At 65.1% G+C, this 16,380-nt stretch carries 14 protein-coding genes; 11 read left to right on the top strand and 3 right to left on the bottom strand.

What is annotated here, in order from left to right; all coding sequences use genetic code 11:
• The first annotated feature begins 37 nt into the window (after nucleotides 1-37).
• Nucleotides 38-904, top strand: a complete 867-nt coding sequence (locus tag JNE37_RS00995; RefSeq protein ID WP_035027693.1) for a MurR/RpiR family transcriptional regulator — start codon at nucleotides 38-40, stop codon at nucleotides 902-904.
• A gap of 70 nt (nucleotides 905-974) precedes the next feature.
• Complete coding sequence (locus tag JNE37_RS00990) at nucleotides 975-2,984, top strand: family 20 glycosylhydrolase (protein WP_203065038.1); 2,010 nt, start codon at nucleotides 975-977, stop codon at nucleotides 2,982-2,984.
• Between the two features lie 361 nt (nucleotides 2,985-3,345).
• On the opposite strand, the gene JNE37_RS00985 is transcribed toward JNE37_RS00990, so the two are convergent.
• The 3 genes from JNE37_RS00985 to epmA all read right to left on the bottom strand — a co-directional run bounded on the left by JNE37_RS00985 (nucleotide 3,346) and on the right by epmA (nucleotide 7,083).
• Nucleotides 3,346-4,806 (bottom strand): M81 family metallopeptidase, encoded by a 1,461-nt coding sequence (locus tag JNE37_RS00985; RefSeq protein ID WP_203065037.1) that lies wholly within the window; start codon nucleotides 4,804-4,806, stop codon nucleotides 3,346-3,348.
• A gap of 163 nt (nucleotides 4,807-4,969) precedes the next feature.
• On the bottom strand, nucleotides 4,970-6,016 hold the full coding sequence (locus tag JNE37_RS00980) for a lysine-2,3-aminomutase-like protein (protein ID WP_203065036.1): 1,047 nt from the start codon (nucleotides 6,014-6,016) through the stop codon (nucleotides 4,970-4,972).
• Entirely contained in the window at nucleotides 6,013-7,083 is a 1,071-nt protein-coding gene (gene epmA / locus JNE37_RS00975; protein WP_203065035.1) for an EF-P lysine aminoacylase EpmA, read from the bottom strand. The genes JNE37_RS00980 and epmA overlap by 4 nt, the downstream gene beginning before the upstream one ends.
• A 135-nt stretch (nucleotides 7,084-7,218) precedes the next feature.
• Here epmA and efp point away from each other — a divergent pair, with 135 nt between their 5' ends.
• The 9 genes from efp (at nucleotide 7,219) to JNE37_RS00930 (ending at nucleotide 16,286) form a co-directional block, all read left to right on the top strand.
• Entirely contained in the window at nucleotides 7,219-7,788 is a 570-nt protein-coding gene (gene efp / locus JNE37_RS00970; RefSeq protein WP_035027678.1) for an elongation factor P, read from the top strand.
• An 86-nt stretch (nucleotides 7,789-7,874) separates the two neighbouring features.
• The gene (locus tag JNE37_RS00965; protein WP_203065034.1) at nucleotides 7,875-9,425 is read left to right on the top strand and encodes a VOC family protein; all 1,551 of its coding nucleotides are present in this window, start codon (nucleotides 7,875-7,877) and stop codon (nucleotides 9,423-9,425) included.
• Between the two features lie 200 nt (nucleotides 9,426-9,625).
• Entirely contained in the window at nucleotides 9,626-12,562 is a 2,937-nt protein-coding gene (locus JNE37_RS00960; protein WP_203065033.1) for a monovalent cation/H+ antiporter subunit A, read from the top strand.
• On the top strand, nucleotides 12,562-12,897 hold the full coding sequence (locus JNE37_RS00955) for a Na+/H+ antiporter subunit C (protein WP_035027671.1): 336 nt from the start codon (nucleotides 12,562-12,564) through the stop codon (nucleotides 12,895-12,897). Before JNE37_RS00960 ends, JNE37_RS00955 begins: the two co-directional genes overlap by 1 nt.
• Nucleotide 12,898: 1 nt before the next feature.
• Nucleotides 12,899-14,521 (top strand): monovalent cation/H+ antiporter subunit D, encoded by a 1,623-nt coding sequence (locus JNE37_RS00950; protein WP_203065032.1) that lies wholly within the window; start codon nucleotides 12,899-12,901, stop codon nucleotides 14,519-14,521.
• Nucleotides 14,518-15,003: a Na+/H+ antiporter subunit E gene (locus JNE37_RS00945; protein WP_203065031.1), complete on the top strand. Its 486-nt coding sequence runs from the start codon at nucleotides 14,518-14,520 to the stop codon at nucleotides 15,001-15,003. Before JNE37_RS00950 ends, JNE37_RS00945 begins: the two co-directional genes overlap by 4 nt.
• On the top strand, nucleotides 15,000-15,281 hold the full coding sequence (locus JNE37_RS00940) for a K+/H+ antiporter subunit F (RefSeq protein ID WP_203065030.1): 282 nt from the start codon (nucleotides 15,000-15,002) through the stop codon (nucleotides 15,279-15,281). Before JNE37_RS00945 ends, JNE37_RS00940 begins: the two co-directional genes overlap by 4 nt.
• Nucleotides 15,278-15,649, top strand: a complete 372-nt coding sequence (gene mnhG, locus JNE37_RS00935) for a monovalent cation/H(+) antiporter subunit G (RefSeq protein ID WP_035027659.1) — start codon at nucleotides 15,278-15,280, stop codon at nucleotides 15,647-15,649. The genes JNE37_RS00940 and mnhG overlap by 4 nt, the downstream gene beginning before the upstream one ends.
• Nucleotides 15,650-15,653: 4 nt before the next feature.
• The gene (locus JNE37_RS00930) at nucleotides 15,654-16,286 is read left to right on the top strand and encodes a DedA family protein (protein ID WP_182397740.1); all 633 of its coding nucleotides are present in this window, start codon (nucleotides 15,654-15,656) and stop codon (nucleotides 16,284-16,286) included.
• Nucleotides 16,287-16,380 lie beyond the last annotated feature (94 nt).

Here is a 16,380-nt window from a genome sequence, read left to right as displayed (position 1 = left end):
CGGCATTCCGCCGCGGAAGGGCATGTAGGAGATAGTGATGCTCGACCTCGTCGGATACCTGCAGACCGAGAAGGAGGCTTTCAGCCGGTCCGAAAAACGCCTGGCTGACCTCATTCTGTCGGACGTCGAGGCGGCGCTCAGCTCCTCGATCGTCGACCTGGCCGCGTCCGCGGAGGTATCGCCGCCCACCGTCACGCGCTTCTGCCGGCGCGTGGGCTGCGAGAGCTTTTCCGAGTTCAAGGTGCGACTGGCGCAGAGCCGGTTCGTCGGCCAGCGCTACCTGCAGCCGGCTGAAGGCCCCAAGACCGCCCGCGACATCGCGCAGAACATCATCAATCACGCGCAATCCTCGCTCTACGCCTTCTTCGACGCCATCGACCCGGAGGCGATCGAGCAGGCGGCCGAGAAGATCGCCGACGCCAATTACCTGCTGCTTTTCGGCTCGGGCGGCGCCTCATCGATGGTGGCCACCGAATTCGAGAACCGGCTGTTCCGGCTGGGGCTGCGGATCAATTCGTGCCTCGACCACCAGGCCCAGCTCATGCGCACGGCGGGCGCGCCGAAGGGAACGGCGGTGATCGCCTCCTCGATGAGCGGCAACAACGAGCAATTGGCGCGCACGCTCGCCATTGCCGGCGAATACGGCATGCCGCGCATCGTGCTGACGCGCCCGGGTTCGCCCGTGGCGGCCGAGGCCGACGTGCTGCTGGGTATCGACCTGCCCGAGCAGCCCGACATCCTGCGCCCGTCCTCCTCGCGCTACGCCTATCTGGCCATGATCGACGCGGTCTCCCAGACCGTGGCGACGCGCATCCAGACCGCCGCCGTGGCCAGCATGCGGCGGATCAAGCACCAGCTCATCGTCACCCGCGACGGTGAAGACAGCCAAGCCCTCGGGGACTAGCCATTGTTCCCGTGCCCTCCGAACCTCCCCGGGCGCTGAGCCTGGGGCCGCGACCAACACGAGACATTTCATGCCCAGCTTTTCCCTGGTCACCACCTGGACGCCCGCCAAGGATGGCGAGCCGCTCGGTTACGGCATCGAGCTGACCAATACCGGAAGCGAGCCGGTCAGCGGCTTCCAGCTCGGTTTTTCCGGCCCGGCCCGCATCGATCCGCACGCCACGCTCGAAAACGGCAAGCTGCTCAAGCGCCTCTCGAACCACACATTGATCGCCCCGCCCGACGGCTATGTGCTCGAACCTGGTCAGACCTGGACGGCCACGGCGCGCGGCCTGTCCTATGGCCTGCGCCATTGGAGCGACGGCGCCAATTCCGGCTATGTCGTGCTCGCGGACGGCACCGTCGTCGTTACCGGCACCGCGCCGACCAAGGGCAAGGGGCACAACGCGCCGCTGCTCAAGGGCGCGGCCAAGTTCCCGGTGCCGGCCAAGGCGGCTGTGCCGGTGTCGATCATTCCCTGGCCGAAATCGGTCGCCACGACGGGTGCGCGCATCGCGCCGCCGGGCTTTGACCTCAAGCCGCAGGGCGAGGCCGCCAATCGGGCCGCGGCGGCGTTCGCCGGGCTGGTGGATGATCTCTTCCCGGTCGAGGCGTTGGTACGTCCGGCTTCGGAAGCTGGCATGCCGGTCAGCATCGTCGAAAAGGCGGGCATGGGGCCGGAGGCTTATGAAGTCGCTTTTGGTGAGAACAGCGCCACGGTTTCGGCGACCACCCGGCAGGGCATGTTCTATGGGTTGGTGACGCTCGGGCACATCCTGCGTGGCGCGCGGCAATATCCGCAGACTTTCCTGTTCCCCACCGGCGGCACCATCACGGACGAGCCGGCCTTCGAATTCCGCGGCAGCCATCTCGACGTAGCGCGGCAGTTCTATACCGGCGCCGAGGTCATGCGGCTGATCAAGCTCATGTCCTGGAACAAGATGAACAAGTTCCATTGGCACCTGACGGAAGACGAGGCTTGGCGCCTCGAAATCGACGCCTATCCGCAGCTCACCGAAATCGCCGCCTGGCGCGGCCACGGCAAGGCGCTGCCGCCACTGCTCGGCTCCGGCCCGCAGCCGACGGGCGGCTATTACAGCAAGGACGTGGTGCGCCAGGTAGTGGCGCTGGCCGATAGCCTCGGCATCGCGGTGATCCCGGAAATCGACATGCCCGGCCATTTCTACGCCGCCCTCCAGGCGCTGCCCGAGCTGCGCGATCCCGCCGAAAAGGGCGAGTATCAGTCGGTTCAGGGCTTCCCGAACAACAGCCTCAACCCCGCGCACGAGCCGGTCTACAAGTTCGTGGAGACGGTCGTGGACGAAGTGCTGGAGCTCTTCCCGGCCAATATCTTCCATCTCGGCGCCGACGAAGTGCCGCTGGCCGCGTGGTCGGGCTCGCCCCTGGCTCTCGACATGATCGAGAAGCTGGCGGGGCCGGCGATGCGCGCCAAGCACGAGAAGCAGTTCAACCAGCTCGGCAACCACCACGGCGCCGACGAGATCGAAGGCTCGCCGACGGCGGTGCTGCAATCCGAATTCATCAAGCGCGTCCACAAATACATCGCCAGCAAGGGCGCCGTCACCGGCGGCTGGGAAGAGGCGGCACATGGCGATGCCGTTGACAAGGAAAAGTCCTATGTCATCGGCTGGCGCAATGTGGAGATCAACAAGGCGCTCGCCGCGCGCGGCTTCGACATCGTGGTGTCGCCGGGCCAGCGCTACTACCTCGACATGGCCAACGGCATTTCCTGGGCCGAACCCGGCGCCGGCTGGGCCGGCTGGTCCGGCCCGCAGGAAACCTACGAATTCGACGCCGGCGAGGGCTGGAGCGAAGAGGAACTCAAGCACCTCAAGGGCGTGCAGAGCTGCATCTGGTCGGAATCCATGACCGACCGGGCGATCTTCGACCGGCTGGTGTTCCCGCGCCTGTCGGCCGTGGCCGAGGCCGGCTGGACCCCGCGCGAGCGCAAGAGCTGGAACCGGTTCAAGGACACCGTGGGCCTGATGCCGATCATGTACGGAAACTGGGCGGCCGAGTAACAGCCGCCTGTTTGGGGGAGAAAAGCCGCCGTCGGGAGATGGCGGCTTTTTGTTTTGGGGCGGGGCGGGAGCCCAGAGCCCAGAGCCCAGAGCCCAGAGCTGAAAGCATCAGTTGCAGTCGTTGCTCTCGGCCCCATCCCACCACGGACTTCCCCGGGCGAAGACCCGGGGCCTATTGCACCGCTCCACTCGAGTGGAGGTATCCGTGGGCCCCGGCTCTGCGGCCGGGGAAGTGCGGTGGTTGGGGCGAGAATGGGGACCGGGGCCGGGGCCGGGGCCGGGGCAGGGGCAGGGGCAGGGGCAGTTAGCAGCTTTCGGTGAGGAAGAGCCGTGTTCTGTCCAAGAGCCCCGCGGTTCCCGACTACCCTGCGAACGGGTTTTCCACCTTCGGCCAGATGTCCTTCCGCGCTTTGCGGTACGGCGTCGTGGCCGGCGTGTTGGGATAGGGCTTGCCCGCCGAGCAGTAGATGATCTCGGACGCGATCTTGGAGAACGAGTCGTAGAAGTGGTTGGTCGACTTGATCAGCAGGATTTTTTGCTGGGTCGGGTCGATGCCCATCACCGAGAAGAGGCTGGGGTCGAAACTCTGGGCGCGGGTGGAGTTGAGGATCACCTCGAAGCCGTCGAAGGCGATGACGGCGGAATCCCCGAACGGCGCAAAACTTTCGCCAAAACGCATTTCGGCGTTGCGGACGAGGCGGACGACCTTGACCAGCTTGTCGATGGGCTCGCCCGTGAACGGGGCCGATTTGGCGCCGAAGCGCAGGGCGATCTCGGCGCCTTCGCCGGCGGCGAAGCAGATCTGGACAGCGATGGGGTCCCAGATGGTGCCGACGGCGACGCCTTGGGCATCGTGCTTGATGAGTTCGGCGAGGATGACCGTGGCGTCGCCCGCCGTACCGCCGCCCGGATTGTCCCAGACATCGGCGATCACCACCGGCCCCTTGGGGGCGGCGAGGGCCTTGGCGACGGCTTCGCGCTCGTCGAGTTGCTTGACCATGAAGGTGCCGCGCATGGAGAACAGTTCCATGCCCAGCTTCTCGGCCAGGGCATCGCCCTTCGCCTTATTGTCGTTGGTGATGACGATGACCTTGGTGCCCATTTCGGGCACGTCGCCGGCCATGAAGCCGTGGATGATCGAGATCGAGAGCAGGTCGGGATCGCTCTTTTCGAGGGCGTAGAGCCGATTGACGAACGAGCGCATCGGGTCCTGCGAGGTCGGGAACACGTCGATCATGCGGCAATCGAAAACCGACATGACCGGCCTGGCCTTGCCGGTGAGCTGGTCGACGGCGATGCGCCAGAGGTCTTCGGCGCGCTCGACGAAATCGGTATGCGGAAATTCCTTGAACACCACGAAGAAGTTGCTGGCGGCGGCGCGCTTGGCGGTGAAGTGGCTATGCGGATCGAGTTCGGCGCAGACGAGGACGTCCGGCCCGACGATGTCGCGCACGCGCGTCAGAAAATCGCCCTCGGGGTCGTCATAGCCCTGCGCCACCATGGCGCCATGCAGGCCGAGAACCACGGCATCGACCGGCATCGCGGCCTTGAGTTGCCCCAGAATTTCGTCGCGCAGGCTCTCATAGGTCTGGCGGTTGATGAGCCCGGCGGGGTCGGCCCAGGCGGCGGTGCCCTCGATCAGTTCCCAGCCCAGTTCGCGTGTGACGCGGCGGCCGACGGTGATGGGGGCGGAGCAGAGCGTGGGCGTTTCAGGATGCTGGCCCGGCGGCGCGTAGAGGGATGCTTCGAAGGCTTTGCGATCGATCGAGATGGGGGAGAAGGTGTTGGTCTCGGTCGCCAAGGCTGCGGTGAACACGCGCACGGTAATCTCGCTGGGAAATGCGTAAGAAATTTACATGAAATGGCGTCTTGAGGGCGCCTTTAGTGTCACAAAACGGGATAAAGCACTTCCTGACGAAAGTCACTTACAAAACCGCCCCGTCCCGGCGCGTGCGACGAAAGTCGCAGAGATGTGAGAGGCCGCTTCAGGCTCCGGGCGGGTAGCGGTGCTCGTTGCCGCGGAAATCGCGAACCGTGAAGCACCCGTCGCCGCGCGCCTCGATGCTGGCCGGGCGGATCTCAGCTTTACCGTAACCGCCCGGAATATCGAGGATATAGACCGGCTGGCAGAGGCCCGAAATGCGGCCGCGGAGGCCCGCGACCAGTTGCTGACCTTCCTCGATCGAGACGCGGAAATGGCTGGTGCCCGGCGCGAGATCGGGGTGGTGGAGGTAATAGGGCCGGATGCGCATCTCGACGAAGCTGCGCATCAACTCGGCGAGCGTATCGGGATCGTTGTTGATGCCGTTGAGCAGCACCGTCTGGCTGATCATGGCGATCCCGGCATCGATCAACCGCGCGCAGGCCGCGCGGGTTGCCGCGTTGAGTTCGCGCGGGTGATTGGCGTGCAGCGCCACATAGACAGTCTTGCCACAGGATTTGAGCGCCGCGATCAGGGCGTCGTCGATCCTGTCGGGCTCGACCGCCGGTACGCGGCTATGGAAGCGCACGACCTTGAGGTGATCGATCCGCGCCAGCTTCTCCATCATCTCGCCGAGGCGGCGCGGCGAGAGAACGAGCGGGTCGCCGCCGGTCAGGATGACTTCCCAGATTTCCTTGTGCTCGGCGATATAGGCGATGGCCTTGTCCAGCGCTTCGGGCGTGAGCGTGCCGAGCCCCTGCGGCCCCACCATTTCGCGGCGGAAGCAGAAGCGGCAATAGACCGGGCAGACGTGAACCGCCTTGAGCAGCACGCGATCCGGGTAGCGGTGAACGATGCCTTCCACGGGGCTGTGCGTCAGATCGCCGATCGGGTCGTCGCGCTCGAGCGGGGTCGTAACGAGCTCGGCGGCGCTGGGTACGAACTGGCGGGCAATAGGGTCGTCGGGATCGGTAGGATCGATCATTGCCGCCACGGCAGGCGAGATGGCGATGGCGTAGCGCTCTGCGACGCGCGTGATGTCTTCGATCTGCGCGGCTTCGATATAGCCGGCCTCGGCCAGTTCCTGCGGGGTGCGGATCGGGCGGTTCATTTCAGGCGCTCCGCGACGGGCACCCAGAGCACCTGGTCGATACGGGTCGCACCGGCGGCCAGCATAACGAGACGGTCGAAGCCGAGGGCGACCCCGCTGGTGTCGGGCATCAGGGGCAGGGCGGCGAGCAGGTCTTCATCGAGCGGATAGCGCTCGCCGTAAAGACGCTCCTTCTCTGCCATTTCCAGCATGAAGCGGCGACGCTGCTCGTTCGCATCGGTGAGTTCACCGAAGCCGTTGGCCAGTTCGACGCCGCATGCATAGAGCTCGAACCGTTCCGAAACCCGGCGATCATCGCCGGCACGGCGGGCGAGAGCGGCTTCGGCGGCAGGATAGCGGTCGAGGATGGTGATACGGCCGAGGCCGAGATTGGGCTCGACTTTTTCCACCAGGATGCGGCTGAAGAGGTAGGACCAGGTGAATTCGGCCGGCACGGCGAGGCCGCGCTCGCGCATCTGGGCGGCAAGCGCCTCGGCATTGGTTTCGCCTTCGGCATTCATGGTGGCGAAGAGGTCGATGCCGGCATAGCGGGAGAAAGCGTCGATGACGCTCAGGCGCTCGGGCTCGGCGAAGGGATCGGATTCGCGGTCGCGATAGCGCAGCTTGGCCACGCCGGTTTCGCGCGCGGCAATGCGCAGCATCTCGATGCAATCGGCGATGACGGCATCGTACGACTCGTTGGCGCGATACCATTCGAGCATGGTGAACTCGGGATGGTGCAGCGCGCCGCGCTCGCGATTGCGCCAGACATGGCCGATACTGGCGATGCGGCGCTCGCCGGCGGCCAGCAGCTTCTTCATCGAGAATTCGGGCGAGGTGTGGAGATAAAGCGTTTCGCCCAGACCGTCATTGCCGATGGCGTTGGTGGCGAAGGCGTGGAGGTGCGTTTCGTTGCCGGGGGAGCGCTGCAGGCCGGGCGGATCGACGAGAACGAAGTCGTGCTGCGCGAAATAAAGCCGGATGGCCGCTTCGATGCGATTGCGCGCCAGAAGGATCGGACGACGGTCCTCATGTACGCTCGGCGTCCACCACGGGGAGACTTGCGGTGTCGAAGAGGCGGGGGGCAAGTGAAACGTCTTTCGTACTGGGGTCTGGCGGTTTTGATGGAATTGCGGTAAGGGCGCACCACGAAATCAATGCGCGGCCCGGCCTAGTTGCCGTTCCTATTAGGCCGCCGCCACCCGTTGAACAAGGAAGAAACTATGGTCAAGGTCATCGCGTCCTCGCTGCGCAAGGGCAATGTCGTGGAAGAGGATGGCAAGCTCTACGTCATCCTGTTTGCCGAGAACGTCCATCCGGGCAAGGGCAATTCCGTGACCAACGTCGACATGCGCCGCATCTCGGACGGCGTGAAGGTCACGCAGCGCTGGCGTACGGTCGAAATGGTCGAGAAGGCCGATGTCGACGAGCGCGCCTACCAGTTCCTCTATGAAGACGGCGAAGGCTTCCACTTCATGGAGCCGACCACCTACGAGCAGCTCACCGTCAGCAAGGACGTGGTGGGCGACCAGTCTGCCTACCTCACCGACGGCATGCAGGTTTTCCTGCAGACCTTCGAAGGCGTCGCCATCGCCATCGAACTGCCGCAGCGCGTGACCCTCGAGATCGTCGAGACCGAGCCGGTGGTGAAGGGCCAGACGGCCTCCTCCTCGTTCAAGCCGGCGCAGCTCTCGAACGGCGTCAAGACCATGGTGCCGCCCCATATCGGCGTCGGCACCCGCGTGGTCGTGATGACCGCCGACGGCTCCTATGTCGAGCGCGCCAAGGACTGATCGGTCCTCAAGGAATTCAATCTTTGCGAAAGGCCGGCCGCTGCGCCGGCCTTTTGTTTTGGCCGGGCGGCTGGTAGTCGTTGCGGATGACCTCAGGCATCCATCACGTCACGCTCATCACCCGAAAGGTGCAGGCCAATGTCGATTTCTACGCGGGCTTTCTCGGCCTGCGACTGGTCAAGCGCACCGGCGGCTATGAGGATGCCGAACAGCTCCATCTCTTCTATGGCGACAGCGAAGGCTCGCCCGGCTCGCTCATCACCTTCCTCGTCTGGGAAGATGGTTCGCAGGGCAGGGTGGGACTGGCGCAGGTTGGCGAGATCGCGCTGGCCGTGCCGCCGGTCAGCATCGGCTTCTGGCTGACGCGGGCACTACGCTTTGGGATCAAGCATCAGGGACCGGTTGCCGAATTCGGCGAGCCGGTCCTCAAGCTGACCGACCCGGATGGGATCACCGTCAAGCTGGTCGGCGTGGCCCTCGAAGGCGGGGCGCCGCCCTGGAGCGTGGCCGGCATTCCCGAGGCCGATGCGGTGCGCCGCATCCGCGGCGTGACGCTGATGAGCGACGTGCCGGACCAGACGGGCGCGTTCCTCGCCGCCCATTTCGGTTATGCGCACGCGGCGCGCAGCGGTTCGCTGGAGCGCATGGTGTCCGAGAGCGGCGACATCGTGGATATTCGCGACGCCAGCGGCTTCTGGCCGGGTGCGCCGGGCACGGGCGTGGCCGACCACGTGGCGTTCCGCGCGCCCGATCGCGAGCGGGTGGATGCGGTGGAGCGGGCGCTGCGTTCGCGCAATGCCAGCATCGTCAACGTGCACGACCGAAAGTACTTCTATTCGCTCTATGTCCGCGAGCCGGGCAACATCCTCTTCGAGTTCGCCACAGACGCGCCGGGCATGATGGTGGACGAGCCGGCAGAGACGCTGGGCACGCAATTGATGATTCCGCCCGAGCGGGAGGCCGATGCCGAGACGATCCGGCTGCTTCTGCCGCAATTCTCGATGCCCGACGAAGATCGGGTGCGCTATGTCGACCTGCCTTTCGTCCATCGCTTCCACGTGCCGGCTAACCCAGACGGCTCGACCATCGTGCTGCTGCATGGCAGCGGCGGCAACGAGGCCGACCTGATGCCGCTGGCGGCACGCGCAGCGCCGCGGGCGACCTTGCTCGGCGTGCGTGGCCGCGCCACGGAGGAGGGGACGGCACGCTGGTTCCGGCGCGAGGGACCGCTCAATTTCGACCAGGCTGATATCCGTGCGGAAGCGGAAGCCTTCGAGGCTTTCGTGGCCGGCGTGATGGAGGCCTATGAGGTCGATCCCCGGCGCACGACGTTCATGGGCTATTCGAACGGCGCCAATTTCATGCTGGCGGTGATGCAGCTGCGCAGGGACGTGGTGAACCGCGCTATCGCGCTGCGACCGGTCAAGGTGCTGGCCGATAGCGAGGGTGCAGACCTCTCGGGCACGCATATACTCATCGTGCTGGGCAAGAACGATGCGCTCTTCCGCGAGCGCGGAGATGAACTCTTCGCCGAACTCACCCGGCTCGGCGCGGATACTGCGCTGGCCGAAGTGGATCATGGGCACGAGCTGGGCGAAGACGATGTGGAAACAATCCGGCGCTGGCTGGCGATCTAGAGCGGGCCACCTCGCTAATCTGTGATCGGATTTTCCCCAGCCAATTCATGTTTGGCCTTGCTGCAAGTTTTTTTGTCGCAAGTTGAAATGCCTGCTTTGACAATAGCCTGCGCCGCTTCATAGTAAGTCCGTCGGTTTAGATTCCTCCCCGCTTCGGGCCGGCACTAGCATTCCAGCCGAAAAGGAAAATCGCCCGATCGATGACAGGCTCAGTGTTGCTGCTTTTTCTCATTGCGTTGCCTTTTGCCGGAAGCCTGCTCGCCGGTTTCCTGCCCACGAACGCTCGCAACACGGAAGCCTGGTTTGCAGGTGCGATTGCCTTTTTAGGCCTAGTGGCCGCGCTTCTGGCCTATCCGACCATCGCCGGCGGCGAGGTCATTCGCTACGAGATTGAATGGCTGCCCTCGCTGGGGCTGAACTTCGTCTTCCGCATGGATGGCTTCGCCTGGATCTTCGCGGTCGTGGTGACGTTCATCGGCGTGCTCGTGGTCATCTATGCGCGCTATTACATGTCGCCGCAGGACCCGGTGCCGCGCTTCTTCGCATTCCTGCTCGCCTTCATGGCCTCGATGCTGGGCGTGGTGCTGTCGGGCAACCTCATCCAGCTCGTCTTCTTCTGGGAAATGACGAGCATCTTCTCGTTCCTGCTGATCGGCTACTGGTACCACCTGCAGGCCGCGCGCGATGGCGCCCGTATGGCGTTGACGGTGACGGCCATGGGCGGCCTGGCGCTGCTCGTGGGCGTGCTCATCATCGGCAACATCGTGGGCAGCTACGATCTGGACGTGGTGCTGGCCTCGGGCGACGCCATCCGCAACAGCCCGCTCTACCTGCCGGCGCTGATCCTCATCCTGCTCGGCGCCTTCACCAAGAGCGCGCAGTTCCCGTTCCAGTTCTGGCTGCCGCAGGCGATGACGGCGCCGACGCCGGTTTCGGCCTATCTCCATTCGGCGACGATGGTGAAGGCGGGCGTATTCCTGCTCGTCCGGCTCTGGCCGGTCATGGCGGGCACCGACGCCTGGTTCTGGATCGTCACCTATACGGGGCTCATCACGCTCATCGTGGGCGCCTATTCGGCGATCTTCCAGCAGGACCTCAAGGGGTTGCTCGCCTATTCGACCATCAGCCATCTCGGGCTCATTACGGCGCTCATCGGCATGGGCTCGCCGCTCGGGCTCGTGGCCGCGATCTTCCACATCCTCAACCACGCCACGTTCAAGGCCTCGCTCTTCATGGCGGCGGGCATCATCGATCACGAGGCGGGGACGCGCGATATCAACAAGCTGAGCGGGCTCATCCGCTTCATGCCGTTCACCGCCACCCTCGCCATGGTGGCGAGTGCGGCCATGGCCGGCGTGCCGCTGCTCAACGGCTTCCTCTCCAAGGAGATGTTCTTCACCGAGACGGCCGTCCGGAACCCGAACCCCTTCATCGACTATTCGCTGCCGATCGTGGCCATGCTCGCGGGCATGTTCAGCGTGGTCTATTCGTTGCGCTTCATCATCGGCGTGTTCTTCGGCCCGCCGCCGACCGAACTCGACCGCACCCCGCACGAGCCGCCGGCGCTGATGCGCCGCCCGATCGAGCTCCTGGTGCTGATCTGCCTGCTCGTCGGCATCATCCCCGGCATCACCATCGCGCCCTATCTAGCCACTGCTGTCAGCTCTGTGCTCGGCGCCGAGACGCCTTATTACAGCCTCTCGGTCTGGCACGGCTTCAACGCGCCGCTGCTCATGAGCATGGTGGCGCTGATCGGCGGCGTGCTGATGTATATCGCGCTGCGCGGCTACTTTGCCCGCGGCATCGACGGCCCGCCGGTGCTCCGCCGCCTCAAGGGGCAGCGTATCTTCGAGCGCGTGCTGGTGACCGTGTCCTGGAAATGGGCGAGGACGCTGGAAAACGTGCTCGGCACGCGCCGGCTCCAGCCGCAGCTCGCTATCGTGGTGACCATCGCGATCCTTGCCGGCGGCATTCCGCTGGCCAGCGCCTTCTCGTTCCCGACGCTCTCGGCGGCAGGGATCGATCCTGTGCTGGCGATCCTCTGGGCCATCGGTCTCGTCTGCGCCATCGGCGCGGCCTACCAGGCCAAGTTCCACCGGCTCGCAGCCTTGATCCTGATGGCGGGCGCGGGGCTGGTGACCTGCATCACCTTCGTCTGGTTCTCGGCGCCCGACCTGGCGCTGACCCAGCTCGTCGTCGAGATCGTGACCACGGTGCTCATCCTCCTCGGCCTGCGCTGGCTGCCCAAGCGCCTGCCGGAATCGGAGCCGCGCGGTGGGCTCGGCACGCTGGTGCGCCGCTATCGCGACCTGGCGATCGCCGTGATCGCGGGCGCGGGCATGACGCTCATCGCCTATTCGGTGATGACGCGGCCGCTCTCCGACAGCATTTCCAGCTTCTTCCTCGAGCGCGCCTACAGCGAGGGTGGCGGGCGCAATGTCGTCAACGTCATCCTCGTCGACTTCCGCGGCTTCGATACGATGGGCGAAATCACCGTGCTCGGCATCGTCGCCATCACGGTCTTTTCGCTGCTCCGCCGCTTCCGTCCGGCGACCGAAAGCATTGCCAAGCCCGAACAGCAGCAGCTGCAGAACGCCTATGACGAGGCGCGGCCTGAGCGTGAAACCGACAGCACTATCCGCGAATACCTCACTATCCCGGCCGTGATCATGAACTGGATGTTCCCGGTGATCACCGTTCTCGCCGTCTACCTGCTGCTGCGCGGCCACGATGCGCCTGGCGGCGGGTTCGTCGCCGGCATCACCATGTCCATCGCGTTCATCCTGCAATATATGGCGGGTGGCACGCGCTGGGTCGAGGCGCGCCTACGCGTGCTGCCGATCCGCTGGATCGGCTCGGGCCTCCTCGTCGCGGCACTGACCGGCGCCGGCTCGTTCCTCTTCGGCTACCCGTTCCTCTCCTCGTTCTTCCAGTATGCCGAGGTGCCGCTGATCGGGAAGGTGCCGATGGCGAGCGCGCTGCTCTTCGACCTGGGCGTCTTCATGCTGGTGATCGGCGCCACCGTGCTGATCCTCATCGCGCTGGCGCACCAATCCATCCGTGCGCCCAAGCCCGCCCGCGCGCCCGATCCGGCGCCGGGTGAATCGCGCATCAAAGTCACGACGGGAGGCAGATGATGGAACTTCTCATCGCTCTCGCCATCGGTGGACTGACGGGTTCGGGCGTGTGGTTGCTGCTGCGCCCGCGCACCTACCAGGTCATCATCGGGCTTTCGCTGCTCTCCTACGCCGTCAACCTCTTCATCTTCTCGATGGGGCGGCTGCGCTCGAACGCGGCGTCGGTGCTGCCGGGGGCAGGGGCCGATATTTCGGGCTTCTCCGACCCCATACCGCAGGCGCTGGTGTTGACCGCCATCGTGATCGGCTTCGCCACCACGGCCCTGTTCCTTGTAGTGCTGCTGGCCGCGCGCGGCTTCTCGGGCACCGACCATGTCGACGGGCGGAGGGACTGAGATGGACATCATTCTCAACAACCTCGTGATCCTGCCGATCCTGCTGCCGCTGGCGACGGGCGCGCTGCTGTTCCTGCTCGACGACAGGCTGCGCGTGGCCAAATCCACCATCAGCCTCGTTTCGAGCCTGTTGCTGCTGCTGATCGCGGTGTCGCTACTGCAAAGCGTGGACGCCAACGGCTCGGTGACGCGCACCTATCTCCTCGGCAACTGGCCGGCGCCGTTCGGCATCGTGCTGGCCGCCGACCGCCTCTCGGCGCTGATGGTGCTGCTGGGCTCGATCCTCGCCATCTGCGCGCAGCTCTTCTCGCTGACGCGCTGGAGCAAGGCCGGCCCGGCCTTCTTCAGCCTGGTGCAATTCCTCATCATGGGACTGAGCGGCGCGTTCCTCACCGGGGACGTCTTCAACCTCTTCGTGTTCTTCGAAGTGCTGCTGGCCGCCTCCTATGGACTGGCGCTGCACGGCTCGGGCCCAATGCGCGTGAGGGCGGGGCTGCACTACATCGCCATCAACCTCGCCGCCTCGATGCTGTTCCTCATCGGCGTCAGCCTTATCTACGGCGTCACCGGCACGCTCAACATGGCCGATCTCGCTGTGCGCATCCCAACGGTCGCGGCCGAAAACCGGCCACTGCTCGAAGCGGGCATGGGCATTCTCGGCGTCGCCTTCCTCATCAAGGCGGGTGTCTGGCCGCTCTGCTTCTGGCTGCCCACGACCTATGCCGCCGCCAGCGCTCCGGCTGCCGCGCTCTTTGCCATCATGAGCAAGGTGGGCATCTACGTGCTGCTGCGCCTTTCGCTGCTGCTGGTCGGCGATGGCTCGGGCGCTTCTGCCGGCTTCGGCAGCGCGCTGCTGCTCTATGGCGGCATGGCGACGATTGCCTTCGGCACGATCGGCGTCCTTGCCTCGCAAGGCATGTCGCGCCTGGCGGGTTACTCGATCCTCGTATCCTCCGGCACGCTGCTTGCAGCGGTCGGTCTCGGCCTCACGCAGGTGACGAGTGGAGCACTGTTCTATCTGGCCAGTTCGACCCTGACGGCCTCGGCGCTGTTCCTCCTCATCGAACTGGTGGAGCGGGCGCGTATCGCCGGTGCCGACATCCTGGCCGTGACGACCGAAGCCTATGGCGAGGACGAAGAAGACCTCGAAACCGAAGAGCAGGTGGGCATCGCCATTCCGGGCATCATGGCCATCCTCGGCATCTTCTTCGGCGCCGCGGCCCTGCTGCTTTCCGGGCTGCCGCCGCTGTCCGGTTTCATCGCCAAGTTCGCCATGCTGCACGGCATGCTCGCCGCACAGATGGGCGCGATCCCCGCTTCGACCTGGGTGCTCGTGGCACTGGTCATCATTTCGGGCTTCGCGGCGCTTATCGGCATGACGCGCCTGGGCATCTCGACCTTCTGGACGTCACTCGAAGGCGCGGCGCCTCATGTCCGGCTGGTTGAGATCACGCCGGTCGCGATCCTGCTCTCGCTCTGCCTGCTGCTGACCGTTTGGGGCGGCCCGGTGATGCGCTACATGGATGCGACCGCCGCCGGCCTCAGCCAGCCGCAGCAATACATTTCGGACGTGCTCGAAACGCCGCGCATCGGAATAGAGACCAGCGGGGAGGCGGTACATTGAAACGCATTCTTCCCTATCCGCTGCTTTCGCTCAGCCTGCTCGTCATGTGGCTGCTGCTCAACCAGAGCCTCGGCCTCGGCCAGATCCTGCTGGGTGCGTTCATCGCCGTCATGGCGGGACTGGTGACGGCCGCGCTCGATCCGCCAAAGCCGAAGGTGCGCAGCTATTTTGCCATTCTCAAGCTGCTCTGGGTGGTGACGATCGACGTGCTGCGGTCCAATATCGAGGTGGTCGGCGTGATCCTCTCCGGCCGCAGCCGGGAGACCAACCGCTTCATCGAAATTCCGCTCGAACTGCGCGATCGCGTCGGCCTGACGATCCTGGCCTGCATCATCACCGCGACGCCCGGCAGCGCCTGGCTGAACTACGATTCCTTCCGCGGCGTGGTGCTGATCCACGTGCTCGACCTGCAGGACGAGGCGGTCTGGATCGCCACCGTCAAGCAACGCTACGAGGCCCTGCTGCTGGAGATTTTCCAATGAGCGCTGCCATCATCCTCTGTTCGGTGACCATCGCGCAGGTGCTGCTGGCTATCGCCATGGCGCTCGCCGCGTTCCGTGTGATCTATGGCCCGCGCGCGCAGGATCGCGTGCTGGCGCTCGATGCGGTTTATCTCTGCGGCATGCTGATCCTCGTCTGTTTCGGCGTACGAACCGGCACGACGCTCTACTTCGAGGCGGCGCTGATCATCGGCATGCTCGGCTTCGTGAGCACGGTGGCGCTGGCCAAGTTCCTCATGCGCGGGGAGGTGATCGAATGAACCTCGACGATTTCCCGCTCTGGGCCGCCATCGTCATCGCCGTGCTGGTGCTGGCCGGCGCGCTGCTGACCCTGCTCGGCACGGTCGGCCTCGTGCGTTTTCGCACCTATTACGAGCGCATCCATGCGCCCACGCTCGGCACCAGCTTCGGTACGCTCTTCATGGTGCTCGGCTCGATGCTGTTCTTCTCGCTGCAGCAATCGCGGCCGGTGGTGCATGAGATCCTGATCTTTATCTTCATCACCGTCACGACGCCCGTGACACTGATGCTGCTCGCGCGCGCCGCGCTCTTCCGCGACCAGGCCGAGGGCAAGGAAGTGCCGGGAGCACAAAAGCTCAACGAAGCGATGCAGCGCGGCGAGGACTAGCGTCATGATCGGGGAGGCGATCTCGGCCTTTCTCGCCAGCCATGGCTATCTTGCGGTTGCGCTGCTGGTGGGTCTCGAAAGCATCGGCATCCCGTTGCCCGGCGAAACCGCGCTGATCGCAGCCTCCGTGCTCGCCGGCGCTTCTGGCAAGCTCGATATCGGCTGGGTGATCGCCTCCGCCGTGGCCGGCGCGGTGATCGGGGATACGATCGGCTATTGGGTCGGCCGCACGGCGGGCATTCCGCTGCTCAAGCGCTATGGCGCACGGGTCGGGCTCACCGAGCCACGGCTCAAGGTGGGGCGCTACCTCTTCATGCGGCATGGCGGCAAGGTGGTGTTCTTCGGCCGCTTCGTCTCGCTGCTGCGCACGCTCGCCGCCGTCATGGCGGGCGCCAACCGCATGCCATGGCCCGAATTCGTGCTGTTCAACGCCACCGGCGGCATCATCTGGGCCTGCATCTATGGGTTCGGCGCCTATTATGCGGGGCAGGCCATCGACCGGATCAGCGGGCCGGTGGGCTGGGCGCTGTTCGCCATCGGCGTGCTGGCCATCGTCGGCGCCGGCCTCTTCCTGCGCAAGCACGAGCAATCGCTGATCGATGCCGCCGAAAAGGCGCTGCCCGGACCGCTCGAATAATACACGCGAAAATGCGGGCAGAGGTTTTCGGTTACGTAACCTTTTGACCGTCCATATGCTTTTTCATTTTGGGCGCGGTTACGGCACGGCATTT

Origin of the sequence: Paradevosia shaoguanensis, assembly GCF_016801025.1 — a bacterium.
Lineage (GTDB): Bacteria > Pseudomonadota > Alphaproteobacteria > Rhizobiales > Devosiaceae > Paradevosia > Paradevosia shaoguanensis.
This window is presented reverse-complemented; position numbering and strand designations above follow the sequence as displayed.